Origin of the sequence: Pseudomonas sp. 6D_7.1_Bac1 (genome assembly GCF_025465945.1) — a bacterium.
Classification (GTDB): Bacteria; Pseudomonadota; Gammaproteobacteria; order Pseudomonadales; family Pseudomonadaceae; genus Aquipseudomonas.
Window position 1 is genome coordinate 198352 of sequence record NZ_JANLNW010000006.1, and the last position, 13406, is coordinate 211757.

Here is a 13406-nt window from a genome sequence, read left to right on the forward strand (position 1 = left end):
GCGATCCTAATCGCGAAAGCTTTCAGCCAGCTTTCGTTGGGCAAACACCGGGCTTGATGTTCAAGGTGGGTGAACGGGGACTAAAGTAGTGGCCAGGACAGCGGATTGATGGCGTTAAAACTGAGGACGGGAGGAATCGGAATGAGCCAGCTGCACTCAGGCGGATGCCATTGTGGAAAACTGCGGTATCAATTCGCCGGGCCGTTGCGTGACATTGCCCACTGCCACTGTTCGATTTGCCGGCGGGTCAGTGGTGGCCTGGTCACGACCTGGATCACCCTGCCCCGTTCGGCGTTTCAGTGGCTGACCGGCATCCCGGCGCGGTACGACTCTTCTGAAAGCTGCACGCGGTATTTCTGTTCGAACTGCGGCGCACACCTGGCGTTGACCACGCACTTGAGCCCGGACAGCATCGACGTGACCGTCGCCACCCTCGACCATCCAGAGTTGGCGCCGGCCGACCGGCATATCTGGACTGACAGCCGATTGCCATGGCTGCATCTGGATGAGCAGTTGCCGAGTGAGGCGCAGGAGAACTTGTAGGTGTCGGCTTGCCGGCGACGCTGTTTACGTCACGGCAACTCCAGCCCACCGGCCGCCTTATGCAACGCTCGCAAGTGTTCGCCCAATTGTTTGACGTTGGCCTCATTCGCCGCGATCTCGGCCGCTCGGCCTGGCTCAAGCAGTACCCTGACCTCTTTGTCCAGATCTCCGGTCAACACCTGCAATTTTTTTTGCCGCGTGCTGCTTTCCGACTCCAGACGTTTCCATTCATCGGGCTGCGGCAAGCCGTAGCCGCCTCTGTCGAGCAGTTCTGCCGGACGACTGAGGAAACCGCTGTTGGTGAGAATCTGCTTCAAGGTCTGATTGGCCTGGTCCATACCGCCGTTTTTCAACTCGCGGGCAGCGAGGTAACGTTGTTTCACTTCATTCTGGGCCAGTAGCAATTGCTGGCGGAAACTGGCTTGCTCCAACAGCAGCAGAGCCGCGCTGGTGCGCAAGTCGGCCTGTTCAAACCACGGGCGGCGTTCTGCGGCACTCAGGGCTAACCAGTCTTCAACCTTGTCCTGTTTGATCGGCAGGTGCTTTTTAAGCACCTCGAACATGGCCTGATAGCGATCGCGGAACGAGTCGAAGCGATAGCCCAGACGCAAGGCCTCACGCGGATCGTCGAGCACGCTGGTGTCCGCCAGCCCACGGGCCTTGAGCACTTGCAGCAAGCCGTTGGGCATGATGCTGTCCAGGCCGACCAGTTGCGGATTGTTACTGCCACTGCGCAACAGCTTCAGGCTCTCGACCGCGCAGTTGTTGGACAGGAAGAAGTAATTGCCGTCGTAGCTCCAGTGCATCTCGGCGGCGTGTTCGACCAACTCTCCAATTTCACTGCGCGACAGATTGAGCGGCACCGAGGCCAGGCTGCGCAGTTCGGTCTTGGTGTATTCGTCGATGACTTGCGACAGTGGCAGCACGAACAGTCGTGACGGGTACTTTCCGACCAGACCATCCCAGCTCGACAGTTGTACGTCACCGACAAAGGCGCGGTAGGACAGCACCAGCGAATATTCCAGATCCAGTCGACAGTCCGGCCCGCGTGGGCGCCCCGGTGCACAGATCACCAGCCGTAACATGCTGTGACCCCAGCGACTGACCAGATTCTGGTTGGCCTCGGCCAGCAGGTAGTCGACGGCGTAGACCCGCTCCGGATCGACCTGGCCCAGGGGTTGTTTGGCGAAGTCGTTACCGGCGTTCAGGAAGGCAAAGGATTGCGTGCAATTTTCTTTGGCTGGCGGAGCCCAGCCGAAGTGTTCCTGGTAATAGCGATACAGCGCCGGACGGCGGCAGGCGTAACTCGGGTCGAGGAGGAAGTACTCCATGTTGACCGCGACGAACTCCTTGGGGCTGCTCGTCTCGTAGAGGTCCGGGCTGCGGGCGATCTGACGGTTGTGCTGTTCGCGCTCACCGCGACGGCCGACGTATTGCGGCCAGCCGGCAAGGTCCAGCAGGCGCGGATCATCGCTCAAGGTGAAGCGACGGTCAGTCTGACCACGGCACTGATCGGGAATGCCGACCAGACCCGAACTGTTGCTCTGTCGCGTACAGCGTTGGATCAGTAAACGCTCGGCACTGCTCCACAAGCGCGCACGGTCATAAATATGCGTGAGTTCATGCAGCACCGTGGCGAGCATTTCGCGGCGTACGGTGCCGTGGGGACGATTGGTTTTTTGAGTGGCTGCGCTGCCGTCGACCAACCCCTTGAGCAGGTTGCGATTGAGGCCCAGCTCAGACACCAGAGACGCCTCTCCGTAGGCGTTGTCGGGCATGTTGGTGGTCCAGCCGACATCGATGCTGCGGTCCAGTTGCTCGATAAAACGTGGCGGCAGTGCCTGCATCGCTTCATCCAGCAGCGCCTGGCTGGCCTGTTGCTCTGCCGGACTCAAACCGTCGGTGATGAGGTGTAATTGCAGGCTGGCCTGAGCCGTGCTGCCGAGCAGCAACAGGGTCGCGGTCAACAGCCAGGTGGCTAGTGTTCTCACAGTGCGAGGATGGCTTCGGCGAGTACCTGATCACTGGCGTCGCGAGCTTCCGGCACGCGGGTGCGCAAGGTGTCGAAGGCGGCCTCCAGATGCGCACCGCGGATATCACCATTGGTGGCGACGAAACTGGCCGCGTCATCATGGGCTTCGCGCACGACTTTCAGGTCACGAATCGAGGTGGTGGTGTCGGAGGTGAAATCGAGCGTGCGCTGGGAGGCGCGGATGATCATGTTACTGGTGGCCTCCAGGGTGTGTGCCTGGGCCACGTCGACCAACAGCAACAGACCAAGGGTGGCAGCAATCAGCGGGCTACGCATGAAACGACTCCGGAAGAACAGGGATAACTATTGGACGAGAATTGCCTGCGCCAGTTCAAGGTCACTGGCGTGAAGTTTTGGCTGGGTCTGACGCAGGTAAACCAGGGCGGACTCCAGTTGCGCTCCTCGCAGTTGACCATCACTGGCTATGAACGCTGCCGCTTCATCGTGAGCGGCGAGCAGCAGTTTATGGTCGAAGGGCGCGGAGGTCACCTTGCTTGTCGCATACGTGGTGACGACGAGGTTCTGCGTGGACAGGTCCAGGGCATGGGCCGGGCTGATCCAGCAGGTGGAGATAAACAGGAGGGCGATGAACGGTTTTGAAAGAAAACGCATGAGACTCGACGACTGGAAACGAGCGTCAAGGCTAGCGCAATGCCCGGGCCAGAGCCAGCGCTGAGGAAACGAGGCACTCGGTGAGAGCCCCGTTTTCCGACGTCGATCAGATGGCCAGAATGGCTTGAGCCAGTTGTGCGTCAGTGGCTTTCAACTCTGGAGCCTGTGTGTGGATGTAGTCGAGAGCACTTTCCAGGCGGACGCCACGGATCGCGCCTTCGCTGGCCACGAAACTGGCCGCGTCATCACGGGCGGCGCGAACGATCTTCTTGTCCCGCAGCGAAGACGAGAGGTTGGTTGTGGCGTCGGAGCTGTCCTTGAGTGCACCGACGACAGTGTCAGTGGTGATAATGAAGCTGGAGGCATGCGAATTGGCAGCCACGGCCAGCAGGGCTGCAGCGCTGAGCAGACGAAGACGGGACATGGGATAACTCCTGTGAATAAACCATAAATAGTGACGCCAAGAATAACGTCGGGCAGCCACTGCGTGATGCGTAACGTCTGAGAGATCAGACGTACCCTGCGCGGGGCTCGCCACGTTGTCTTCGGATATTAGGCCGTTGTCCAACCGTTCGAATAGCCCTGTCACCCCATCTAGACACAGTTAGCGCCAAAAAGGTTTATCCAGTTCGACCAGTCGATCAGAGTGGCTGATACCTACGTCAGACAGCTGCTGTTCATTAAGTTGCGCCAGCACGCGCCGGGTGCGGGCTCTTTCCATGCTTCGACCGGTAGCGGTGATCAGTCGGATCACGAGTGTGAGTAACGAAGGTCGGCGAGTACGCGGGAGCGAAGTATCAAGTAACCGATTCATGGTGTATTCCTCGCGGAGAGGCCGATTGAACAGCCTTGGGACACCATGTTGGTCGCTTCGCAGTCGCTAGAGCAGCTACACCAGCGTTAAATTGTACTGGTTCAGTTGTAGATTTATTTAAACTGTACCTGTGTCTGATTGCCCTTCTGTACCAGCCGTTTTTCAACCCTGAAACGACAAAACCCGTCGCGGTTTCCCACGACGGGTTTTGTGTATTCAATTCGGGGTGCTGGCGGTGGACCCGGTGGGTCAGGGCCAGCGACGCTAACTTAGCGCCAGAACGGCTTGCTCAGCTCTTCGTAGCGTTGTGCTTCGCTAATCCCGGCGTCAGCCAGCAGACGCGAATCCAGACGAGCCAGTTGATGGCGGCTGGAGATGCGGCGCTGCCACAGCATCAGGTTGGCGATAACGCGAAGAGGCATAGCAGCCTGGGATTTTGCAGCGTTGTCTTCGAAGAACAGTTCGGAACTGAGTGTACGTTCCATGGTTGACATCCTTCCGCTTATGGCGGGATTAGGTAGTGGTTTAACTGATGCCAATGATCCTCTCGTTTGGCCAGTCTCTCTAGATACAGTTCACCTGTATTGTGAGGGACCAGTTAACTGTTAATAGGTGCTGTACTGCTCGGAAATGAGGCAACTGTACCTGTCGGCACTGTAATGGTGCGTTTTTAGGTGTTTGGCTTGAAAGTGTAGGTAATTACGGTAGGAAATGACCGGTACAGCAGTACAGTTTCTGCAAGATATTTGATTGGCGATGGCAAGCTGACGAAAGTGTGTTTGCGCCAGCTGCCATCTGTATCAATCACACGGCGAGCATTCTGCCGGTTTCTTCCAGGTTGATGTGCCAACTGAGGGCGTCGCGCAGGATGTGCGGGGTGTGTCCGCCGACGGCGCAGGCCGCCTCGAAGTAGGTATTCAACGCTTCGCGGTAGTCCGGGTGCACACAGTTGTCGATCACCACCCGCGCCCGCTCCCGTGGTGCCAGGCCACGCAAGTCGGCCAAGCCGATCTCGGTCACCAGGATGTCGACGTCATGCTCGGTATGGTCAACGTGGCTAACCATCGGCACCACACTGGAAATCGCCCCGCCCTTGGCAATCGACTTGGTGACGAAGATCGCCAGGTGCGCGTTGCGGGCGAAGTCGCCGGAGCCGCCGATGCCATTCATCATCCGCGTACCGCAGACGTGGGTGGAGTTGACGTTGCCGTACAGGTCGAACTCCAGCGCCGTGTTGATGCCGATGATGCCCAGGCGACGAACCACTTCGGGGTGGTTGGAGATCTCCTGCGGGCGCAGCACCAGTTTGTCCTTGTAGCGCGCAAGATTGCCGAACACATCGGCATTGCGTCGGCTCGACAGGGTGATCGAGCTGCCCGAAGCGAAGCTCAGTTTCCCGGCATCGATCAGGTCGAAGGTCGAGTCCTGCAGGACTTCGGAGTACATGGTCAGGTCTTCGAACGGCGAGTCGATCAGCCCGCACATCACCGAGTTGGCGATGCTGCCGATACCCGCCTGCAGCGGGCCGAGCTTGTTGGTCATGCGCCCGGCAGCTACTTCCTGCTTGAAGAAGTCGATCAGGTGATCGGCGATGGCCTGGGTGTCGCTGTCTGGCGGTAACACCGTGGACGGCGAGTCGGACTGGTTGGTGATGACGATGGCGACGATCTTTTCCGGTGGTATCGGGATCGCGGTACTGCCGATGCGGTCGTCGACCTTGACCAGCGGAATCGGCGTGCGGGTCGGACGGTAGGTCGGGATATAGATGTCGTGCAGACCTTCCAGATTCGGATTGTGCGCCAGGTTGATCTCGACGATCACGTGTTTGGCGAAAATCGCGAAGCTGGCCGAGTTGCCGACCGAGGTGGTAGGCACGATATGGCCAAGCTCTGTGATCGCCACGGCTTCAATCACCGCGATGTCCGGCAGCTTGAGTTGCTGGTTGCGCAGTTGCTCCACGGTTTCCGACAGGTGTTGGTCAATGAACATCACCTCGCCAGCGTTGATCGCCTTGCGCAGTGTGCTGTCGACCTGAAACGGCATGCGGCGGGCCAGCACCCCGGCTTCGGTCAACTGTTTGTCGAGGTCGTTGCCCAGGCTGGCACCGGTCATCAGGCTGATTTTCAGCGGCGTGACCTTGGCGCGCTCGGCCAGTGCATGGGGCACGGCTTTGGCTTCGCCGGCGCGGGTGAACCCGCTCATGCCGACGGTCATGCCGTCCTGAATCAGAGCGGCAGCGTCAGCGGCGCTCATTACCTTATCCAACAACGAAGGCAAGCGGATACGATCACGGTACATGGATTGTTATCTCGGGCAACGGAAGCAAGATGCGCAGTCTAGTGATTTCAAAAAAATTCGCCCCGCGACCATGGTCGAATGCCGGCCTCTGATTTAGAGCCTTTGGTCGGGTTTTAGCCGGCAATAAAAAACCCCAGCCTACTAAGGCCAGGGTTTTTCGGTATTGCTGCTTGCGCAGTCTTTATTCGACGGCTTTAACCATGTCTTCGATGACTTTCTTGGCGTCGCCGAAGACCATCATGGTTTTGTCCAGGTAGAACAGTTCGTTGTCCAGACCGGCATAGCCGCTGGCCATCGAGCGTTTATTGACGATGATGGTCTTGGCCTTGAAGGCTTCGAGAATCGGCATACCGGCGATGGGCGACTTCGGATCGTTCTTCGCTGCCGGGTTGACCACGTCGTTGGCACCGAGCACCAGCACCACGTCGGCCTGACCGAATTCGGAGTTGATGTCTTCCATCTCGAACACCTGGTCGTAAGGCACTTCGGCCTCGGCCAGCAGGACGTTCATGTGGCCGGGCATACGACCGGCTACCGGGTGGATCGCATACTTCACGGTTACGCCACGGTGGGTCAGCTTCTCGGTCAGCTCTTTAAGCGCATGTTGTGCCCGAGCTACCGCCAGGCCGTAGCCTGGAACGATGATCACGGTGTCGGCGTTGGTCAGCAGGAACGTCGCATCGTCTGCCGAACCGGATTTCACCGGGCGGGCTTCTTTCGAGCCAGCCGGGCCAGCCGCGTCTGCATGGTTGCCGAAGCCACCGAGCAGTACGTTGAAGAACGAACGGTTCATCGCCTTGCACATGATGTAGGAGAGGATCGCACCGGACGAACCGACCAAGGAACCGGCAATGATCAGCATCGAGTTGTTCAGCGAGAAGCCGATACCCGCCGCTGCCCAGCCGGAGTAGCTGTTGAGCATCGAGACCACCACCGGCATGTCGGCGCCACCGATCGGGATGATGATCAGCACACCGAGTACGAAGGCCAGGGCCAGCATCAGGGCGAAGGCGCCGAGGTTGCCGGTCATCATAAAGGTGATGCCCAGACCCAATGTCGCCAGACCCAACAGCAGGTTGATTTTGTGTTGGCCGCCGAACTGTACCGGTGCGCCCTGGAACAGGCGGAACTTGTACTTACCCGACAGTTTGCCGAACGCAATCACCGAACCGGAGAAGGTAATGGCACCGATGGCCGCGCCCAGGAACAGTTCCAGACGGTTACCGGCAGGAATCGAATCACCCAGTTGTTTGACGATGCCCAGCGATTGCGGCTCGACCACGGCGGCGATGGCGATGAACACGGCGGCCATACCGATCATGCTGTGCATGAAGGCGACCAGTTCCGGCATCTTGGTCATTTCAACGCGTTTGGCCATGATCGAACCGGCGGTTCCGCCGATCAGCAGGCCGACGATCACGTAGCCGATACCGGCAGTGGCCAACTCAGAGCCGAGTTTGAACACCAGTCCGACGGTGGTGACGATGGCCAGCGCCATGCCGAGCATGCCGTACACATTGCCGCGTCGCGACGAGGTCGGGTGCGACAAACCCTTCAGGGCCTGGATGAAGCAGATCGACGCGATCAAGTAGAGCGTCGTTACGAGATTCATGCTCATTACTTAGGCGCCTCTTCTTTTACGGCTTTCGGGGCTTTTTTCTTGAACATCTCAAGCATCCTGCGAGTGACCAGGAAGCCACCGAACACGTTGACCGCAGCCAAAGCCACCGCGAGGGTGCCCATGGTCTTGCCCAGCGGCGTCACGGTCAGTGCCGCCGCCAGCATGGCGCCGACGATCACGATCGCCGAAATGGCGTTGGTTACCGCCATCAGCGGTGTGTGCAGTGCGGGTGTAACGTTCCAGACCACGTGATAACCGACATAAATCGCCAGCACGAAGATGATCAGGTTGTAGATACCGGGGGAGATAAGCTCTTCCATCGTCTGAATCCCTGCTTAGGCGTTTTTGCGGATGACTTGGCCGTCGCGGCACATCAGGCACGCAGCGACGATGTCGTCTTCTAGGTTGATCTGGAATTGGCCTTCGGGTGTGAAGACCAGCTTCAGGAAGTCCAGCAGGTTACGGGCGTACAGCGCTGAGGCGTCTGCACCGACCTGGGCTGCCAGGTTGGTTGGGCCAGCAATGGTCACACCATGAGCGACGATCACCTGATCGGCCACGGTCAGTGGGCAGTTGCCGCCCTGCGCGGCTGCCAGGTCGATGACCACCGAACCTGGTTTCATCTGCGCCACGGTTTCAGCGCTCAGCAATACCGGTGCCTTGCGGCCAGGAATCAGTGCGGTGGTGATGACGATGTCGGCTTGCTTGGCGCGCTCGTGCACGGCCAGGGCCTGACGTTGCATCCAACTGGCCGGCATGGGGCGTGCGTAACCGCCGACACCGACGGCACATTCGCGTTCTTCATCGGTCTCGTACGGGACGTCGACAAACTTGGCGCCAAGGGATTCGATCTGTTCCTTCACGGCCGGACGCACGTCGGACGCTTCAATCACCGCGCCCAGACGTTTGGCGGTAGCAATCGCCTGCAAGCCTGCCACACCGGCGCCAAGGATCAGCACGCGAGCGGCCTTCACAGTGCCTGCTGCCGTCATCAACATCGGCATGAAGCGCGGATAGTGATGGGCGGCCAACAGCACGGCTTTATAGCCGGCAATGTTGGCTTGCGAGGACAGCACATCAAGGCTTTGCGCGCGGGAGGTGCGCGGCGCCGCTTCCAGGGAGAACGCGGTAATGCCGCACTCGGCCAGTTTGGCAATGGTCTCATTGCTGAACGGGTTGAGCATGCCGACCAGCACGGTGCCGCGTTTGATCAGGGTCAGTTCGCTGTCGCTGGGGGCGACGACCTTGAGAATCAGCTCTGCGCCAAATGCATCGTTGGCGCTGCCAATCATTGCGCCTGCCGCTTCATAAGCACTGTCGACAACGCTGGCATTAATGCCGGCGCCGCTTTGCACAGTGACCTTATGACCCTGGCCGATCAGTTTCTTGATGGTTTCCGGGGTTGCAGCAACCCGCGTTTCACCGGTCTGGGTTTCGAGAGGAACACCAATGTGCACGTCAAATCTCCTGCTTGATCTTATTGCTTTCGATCTTTCTTAGATGGCCAGCGCACTGCGGAGGGTGCGGCTGGGGCGGCCGATCAGCACGATCCCGCCGTATTTCGGGCGGGGCGCGGCATTTTGCAGGCGAACTTTGTGGCCTTCAAGGGATTATGACGGGTGACGGAAAATTAACTACAAGTCACCCCGTGACCGAATGTCGCAAGTAACCGCTTCAATCCCTTGTAAGCCGTGCCTTGTAAGGGTTTTTGCCGAAATTCAAGAATTTACACATCGGCGCTGTGAATGACGCAGCATTGCTTTGAATCAGCACCTCAAAGCCACGTCGTTAGGCGCTTGTGGGACGATTGTGCCTCCCGTGGATACAGTCTGCTTAAATGCGACAATTAGTTATATCTGTAGTGCTTTTGTTTTGCTGACTACGGGGTCAACAAGTGATGGATAAGCCCTGCCCCTCTAGGTTGTAGCTGTGTGCCTGGTTGACCAGCCAATCGCGAAATGCGCGTAGAGAAGCTGATTCGACCTTTCGGTCAGGAATCATCAGGTAATAAGCCTTGATGCTCGACAGTGCCTGAGGGTTGGCAATCACCAGTCGTTTCTCCGCCAACTCGCGCTGAATCAGGAATGGAGGGATCAGAGCGATGCCCATGTCATGCATCGCTGCTTGAGCCAGCATGGAGAATAGCTCGTAACGCGGACCTGTCATGTCGCGGGGGACATTCAGGCTCTGTGAGTCGAACCACTGGCGCCAGGCATAAGGGCGCGTGGTCTGTTGCAGCAGCGGCAGGTCGGCAATGACTTCGGCGCTGAGGTGTGTGCGATCACCGATGAGTGTCGGGCTGCACACCGGCATCGGATTCTCGCCCATCAGCCTGTGGGATTCGGTGCCGGACCAATCGGCGTCACCAAAGTAGATCGCCGCGTCAAAGTCGGTGTCGGCAAACAGAAAGGGTCGTGTGCGGTTGGTCAGGTTGACCGTGACTTCCGGGTGTTGCTGCTGGAAGTCCTTGAGTCGTGGCAACAGCCATTGAGTGCCGAAGGTTGGCACAACCGCCAGCTCGATGACGTTGGCGCCCTGCTGGCCCATCACCGACAGCGTGTCCCGTTCAACGGCGTCCAGTTGGGTTGCAACGCGCCGACTGTAGGAAAGCCCTGCTTCGGTCAGCTTCACTCCGCGTCGTGAGCGTCGGAACAGTTCGACGCTGAGGAACTCCTCCAGGCTGGCGATCTGTCGGCATATCGCGCCTTGGGTCAGCGATAGCTCTTGAGCGGCCTTGGTAAAGCTCTCATGGCGGGCTGCCGCTTCGAAACTGATCAGCGCGGCAGTGCTGGGTATCTTCCTGCGCATGTACGGCAACCTCACTAATAGTTTGCATAGATGCCATTTAAGGCCATTACGGAGTGAGAAATTAGCACAACAGTATGCAAAATCCTCGTTTGCCCAATACGGCAACGGCGCCTAGGATCAGTCCACGATATTTGACCTACTTCGCGAGGACTCTCTCATGGCCGGTAAAGCTAGCTTCAACTGGATCGATCCCCTGCTGCTGGATCAACAGCTCACTGAAGAAGAGCGCATGGTGCGCGACACCGCCGCTCAGTTTGCTCAGGACAAACTGGCGCCGCGTGTTCTGGAAGCGTTCCGTCATGAGAAAACCGATCCGGCGATCTTCCGCGAAATGGGCGAGATCGGTCTGCTGGGTGCGACCATTCCTGAGCAGTACGGCGGCAGCGGTCTGAATTACGTCAGCTACGGTCTGATTGCCCGTGAGGTCGAGCGTGTTGACTCCGGTTATCGCTCGATGATGAGTGTGCAGTCGTCTCTGGTCATGGTGCCGATCAATGAGTTTGGTACCGAAGCCCAGAAACAGAAATACCTGCCGAAGCTGGCTACTGGTGAGTGGATCGGTTGCTTCGGTCTGACCGAGCCGAACCATGGTTCCGATCCGGGTTCGATGATCACTCGTGCGCGCAAAGTGGAAGGCGGCTACAGCCTGACCGGCAACAAGATGTGGATCACCAACAGCCCGATCGCTGACGTATTTGTGGTGTGGGGCAAGGATGACGCTGGCGATATCCGTGGCTTCGTTCTGGAAAAAGGCTGGAAAGGCCTGAGCGCTCCGGCGATCCACGGCAAGGTTGGTCTACGTGCCTCCATCACTGGCGAGATCGTGATGGACAACGTATTCGTTCCCGAAGAGAACATCTTCCCGGATGTCCGTGGTTTGAAAGGCCCTTTTACCTGCCTTAACTCTGCACGTTATGGCATCGCCTGGGGCGCTCTGGGGGCGGCCGAATTCTGCTGGCATACCGCCCGCCAATACACCCTGGACCGTCAGCAGTTTGGCCGGCCATTGGCAGCCACCCAGTTGATCCAGAAAAAACTGGCGGACATGCAGACTGAAATTACCCTGGCCCTGCAAAGTTGCCTGCGTCTGGGGCGTATGAAAGATGAAGGCACCGCTGCCGTCGAAATTACCTCGATGATGAAGCGCAACTCTTGCGGCAAGTCGTTGGACATCGCCCGTATGGCGTGCGATATGTTGGGTGGTAATGGCATCTCCGACGAGTTCGGTGTTGCGCGTCACCTGGTCAACCTTGAGGTGGTAAACACCTACGAAGGGACTCACGACGTTCATGCGCTGATCCTGGGTCGCGCGCAGACCGGTCTCCAGGCGTTCTATTAATAGGAGAGCGGCCATGGGTGCGTTATCGCATTTGCGGGTACTGGATTTATCGCGAGTATTGGCCGGGCCTTGGGCCGGGCAGATCCTCGCGGATCTCGGCGCCGAGGTTATAAAGGTCGAGCGCCCGGGCAATGGCGATGACACTCGCGCCTGGGGGCCGCCCTTTCTTAAGGACGCTTACGGCGAGAACACCAGCGAGGCGGCTTATTACTTGTCGGCCAATCGCAACAAGCAGTCGGTGACCATCGACTTTACTCAAGCCGAAGGTCAGCGTTTGGTTCGTGAGTTGGCGGCCAAGTCCGACATCCTGATCGAGAACTTCAAGGTCGGTGGTTTGGCGGCCTATGGGCTGGACTATGAATCGCTCAAGGCGATTAACCCTGATCTGATCTATTGCTCGATCACTGGCTTCGGCCAGACCGGTCCTTATGCCAAGCGCGCAGGCTATGACTTCATGATCCAGGGCCTGGGTGGCTTGATGAGCCTGACCGGTCGCCCTGAAGGTGATGAGGGTGCCGGGCCGGTGAAAGTCGGCGTGGCGCTGACGGATATTCTGACAGGGCTCTACTCGACGGTCGCGATCCTGGCGGCGCTGGCTCATCGGGAGCATGAGGGTGGTGGTCAGCACATTGACATGGCGCTGTTGGACGTTCAGGTGGCGTGCCTGGCTAACCAGGCGATGAATTACCTGACTACCGGCATTGCTCCCAAGCGCTTGGGTAACGCTCACCCGAACATCGTTCCCTACCAGGACTTCCCGACGGCGGATGGTGGCTTCATTCTGACGGTGGGTAATGACGGGCAATTTCGCAAGTTTGCGCAAGTGGCTGGTCAGCCGCAGTGGGCGGATGATCCTCGCTTTGCGACGAACAAGCTGCGGGTTGCGAATCGTGCGGTACTGATTCCGCTGATTCGCCAGGCAACGGTCTTCAAGACTACTGTCGAGTGGGTGGCGCAGCTGGAACAGGCGGGTGTGCCGTGCGGGCCGATCAATGATCTATCGCAGGTGTTTGCCGATCCGCAGGTTAAGGCGCGTGGCTTGGCGATCGAGCTTCCTCATGCGTTGGCTGGATTGGTGCCGCAGGTTGCCAGTCCTATTCGCTTGTCTGAGACGCCAGTGGAGTACCGCAGTGCCCCTCCTCTGTTAGGTGAGCACACGCTTGAGGTGCTGCAGCGTGTGTTGGGTCTTGAGGCTGCCGCGGTTGCTGCTTTTAAAGAGGCTGGAGTGCTCTGAGGATTCCTTCTATATAGAGGCGGTGTTTTCCCCTTCCTATATAGAGGGGGAAACACCGTTTTTTGGGCTTTCTGCAACTCATTGATAGAAAAGCAAAATTAAGTG

At 58.5% G+C, this 13406-nt stretch carries 14 protein-coding genes; 3 read left to right on the forward strand and 11 right to left on the reverse strand.

The annotated features are described in order from the left end of the window. Nucleotides 1–141: 141 nt before the first annotated feature. On the forward strand, nucleotides 142–543 hold the full coding sequence (locus NTD87_RS02220) for a GFA family protein (protein ID WP_262111562.1): 402 nt from the start codon (nucleotides 142–144) through the stop codon (nucleotides 541–543). A gap of 29 nt (nucleotides 544–572) precedes the next feature. Here the strand turns inward: NTD87_RS02220 and NTD87_RS02225 are convergent, their stop codons facing one another. The 11 genes from NTD87_RS02225 to NTD87_RS02275 form a co-directional block, all read right to left on the reverse strand. Continuing rightward, nucleotides 573–2534: a DUF4105 domain-containing protein gene (locus NTD87_RS02225; protein ID WP_262111564.1), complete on the reverse strand. Its 1962-nt coding sequence runs from the start codon at nucleotides 2532–2534 to the stop codon at nucleotides 573–575. Further along, the gene (locus tag NTD87_RS02230) at nucleotides 2531–2851 is read right to left on the reverse strand and encodes a DUF2388 domain-containing protein (protein ID WP_262111566.1); all 321 of its coding nucleotides are present in this window, start codon (nucleotides 2849–2851) and stop codon (nucleotides 2531–2533) included. The genes NTD87_RS02225 and NTD87_RS02230 overlap by 4 nt, the downstream gene beginning before the upstream one ends. A 27-nt stretch (nucleotides 2852–2878) precedes the next feature. Then, a complete protein-coding gene (locus tag NTD87_RS02235; protein ID WP_262111568.1) occupies nucleotides 2879–3187 on the reverse strand; it encodes a DUF2388 domain-containing protein in 309 nt (102 codons plus the stop codon). Between the two features lie 106 nt (nucleotides 3188–3293). Continuing rightward, nucleotides 3294–3611 carry a DUF2388 domain-containing protein gene (locus NTD87_RS02240; protein WP_262111569.1) on the reverse strand — a complete coding sequence of 106 codons (318 nt, stop codon included), beginning with the start codon at nucleotides 3609–3611 and terminating at the stop codon, nucleotides 3294–3296. Between the two features lie 180 nt (nucleotides 3612–3791). Beyond that, a complete protein-coding gene (locus NTD87_RS02245; protein WP_262111571.1) occupies nucleotides 3792–4001 on the reverse strand; it encodes a DUF1127 domain-containing protein in 210 nt (69 codons plus the stop codon). Between the two features lie 269 nt (nucleotides 4002–4270). Beyond that, nucleotides 4271–4486: a DUF1127 domain-containing protein gene (locus NTD87_RS02250; RefSeq protein ID WP_262111573.1), complete on the reverse strand. Its 216-nt coding sequence runs from the start codon at nucleotides 4484–4486 to the stop codon at nucleotides 4271–4273. 319 nt (nucleotides 4487–4805) lie between these two features. Then, on the reverse strand, nucleotides 4806–6299 hold the full coding sequence (locus NTD87_RS02255) for an acetyl-CoA hydrolase/transferase family protein (RefSeq protein WP_262111574.1): 1494 nt from the start codon (nucleotides 6297–6299) through the stop codon (nucleotides 4806–4808). A gap of 181 nt (nucleotides 6300–6480) precedes the next feature. Beyond that, nucleotides 6481–7917, reverse strand: a complete 1437-nt coding sequence (locus tag NTD87_RS02260) for an NAD(P)(+) transhydrogenase (Re/Si-specific) subunit beta (protein ID WP_262111575.1) — start codon at nucleotides 7915–7917, stop codon at nucleotides 6481–6483. After that, on the reverse strand, nucleotides 7917–8240 hold the full coding sequence (locus NTD87_RS02265; protein WP_003187010.1) for an NAD(P) transhydrogenase subunit alpha: 324 nt from the start codon (nucleotides 8238–8240) through the stop codon (nucleotides 7917–7919). The genes NTD87_RS02260 and NTD87_RS02265 overlap by 1 nt, the downstream gene beginning before the upstream one ends. Before the next feature lie 15 nt (nucleotides 8241–8255). Beyond that, nucleotides 8256–9377 carry a Re/Si-specific NAD(P)(+) transhydrogenase subunit alpha gene (locus NTD87_RS02270; RefSeq protein ID WP_262111576.1) on the reverse strand — a complete coding sequence of 374 codons (1122 nt, stop codon included), beginning with the start codon at nucleotides 9375–9377 and terminating at the stop codon, nucleotides 8256–8258. Between the two features lie 430 nt (nucleotides 9378–9807). Beyond that, complete coding sequence (locus tag NTD87_RS02275) at nucleotides 9808–10728, reverse strand: LysR family transcriptional regulator (protein ID WP_262111578.1); 921 nt, start codon at nucleotides 10726–10728, stop codon at nucleotides 9808–9810. A 157-nt stretch (nucleotides 10729–10885) separates the two neighbouring features. Here NTD87_RS02275 and NTD87_RS02280 point away from each other — a divergent pair, with 157 nt between their 5' ends. Both NTD87_RS02280 and NTD87_RS02285 read left to right on the forward strand, forming a co-directional pair. Further along, a complete protein-coding gene (locus NTD87_RS02280; protein WP_262111579.1) occupies nucleotides 10886–12067 on the forward strand; it encodes an acyl-CoA dehydrogenase in 1182 nt (393 codons plus the stop codon). Nucleotides 12068–12080: 13 nt separating this feature from the next. Further along, complete coding sequence (locus NTD87_RS02285; RefSeq protein ID WP_262111580.1) at nucleotides 12081–13301, forward strand: CaiB/BaiF CoA transferase family protein; 1221 nt, start codon at nucleotides 12081–12083, stop codon at nucleotides 13299–13301. The last annotated feature ends 105 nt before the right edge of the window (nucleotides 13302–13406 follow it).

Coding starts and splice junctions, on each gene's coding strand:
- NTD87_RS02220 (WP_262111562.1), top strand. CDS start 142: ATGAGCCAGCTGCACTCAGGCGGATGCCATTGTGGAAAACTGCGGTAT.
- NTD87_RS02230 (WP_262111566.1), bottom strand. CDS start 2,851: ATGCGTAGCCCGCTGATTGCTGCCACCCTTGGTCTGTTGCTGTTGGTC.
- NTD87_RS02235 (WP_262111568.1), bottom strand. CDS start 3,187: ATGCGTTTTCTTTCAAAACCGTTCATCGCCCTCCTGTTTATCTCCACC.
- NTD87_RS02240 (WP_262111569.1), bottom strand. CDS start 3,611: ATGTCCCGTCTTCGTCTGCTCAGCGCTGCAGCCCTGCTGGCCGTGGCT.
- NTD87_RS02245 (WP_262111571.1), bottom strand. CDS start 4,001: ATGAATCGGTTACTTGATACTTCGCTCCCGCGTACTCGCCGACCTTCG.
- NTD87_RS02250 (WP_262111573.1), bottom strand. CDS start 4,486: ATGGAACGTACACTCAGTTCCGAACTGTTCTTCGAAGACAACGCTGCA.
- NTD87_RS02255 (WP_262111574.1), bottom strand. CDS start 6,299: ATGTACCGTGATCGTATCCGCTTGCCTTCGTTGTTGGATAAGGTAATG.
- NTD87_RS02260 (WP_262111575.1), bottom strand. CDS start 7,917: ATGAGCATGAATCTCGTAACGACGCTCTACTTGATCGCGTCGATCTGC.
- NTD87_RS02265 (WP_003187010.1), bottom strand. CDS start 8,240: ATGGAAGAGCTTATCTCCCCCGGTATCTACAACCTGATCATCTTCGTG.
- NTD87_RS02275 (WP_262111578.1), bottom strand. CDS start 10,728: ATGCGCAGGAAGATACCCAGCACTGCCGCGCTGATCAGTTTCGAAGCG.
- NTD87_RS02280 (WP_262111579.1), top strand. CDS start 10,886: ATGGCCGGTAAAGCTAGCTTCAACTGGATCGATCCCCTGCTGCTGGAT.
- NTD87_RS02285 (WP_262111580.1), top strand. CDS start 12,081: ATGGGTGCGTTATCGCATTTGCGGGTACTGGATTTATCGCGAGTATTG.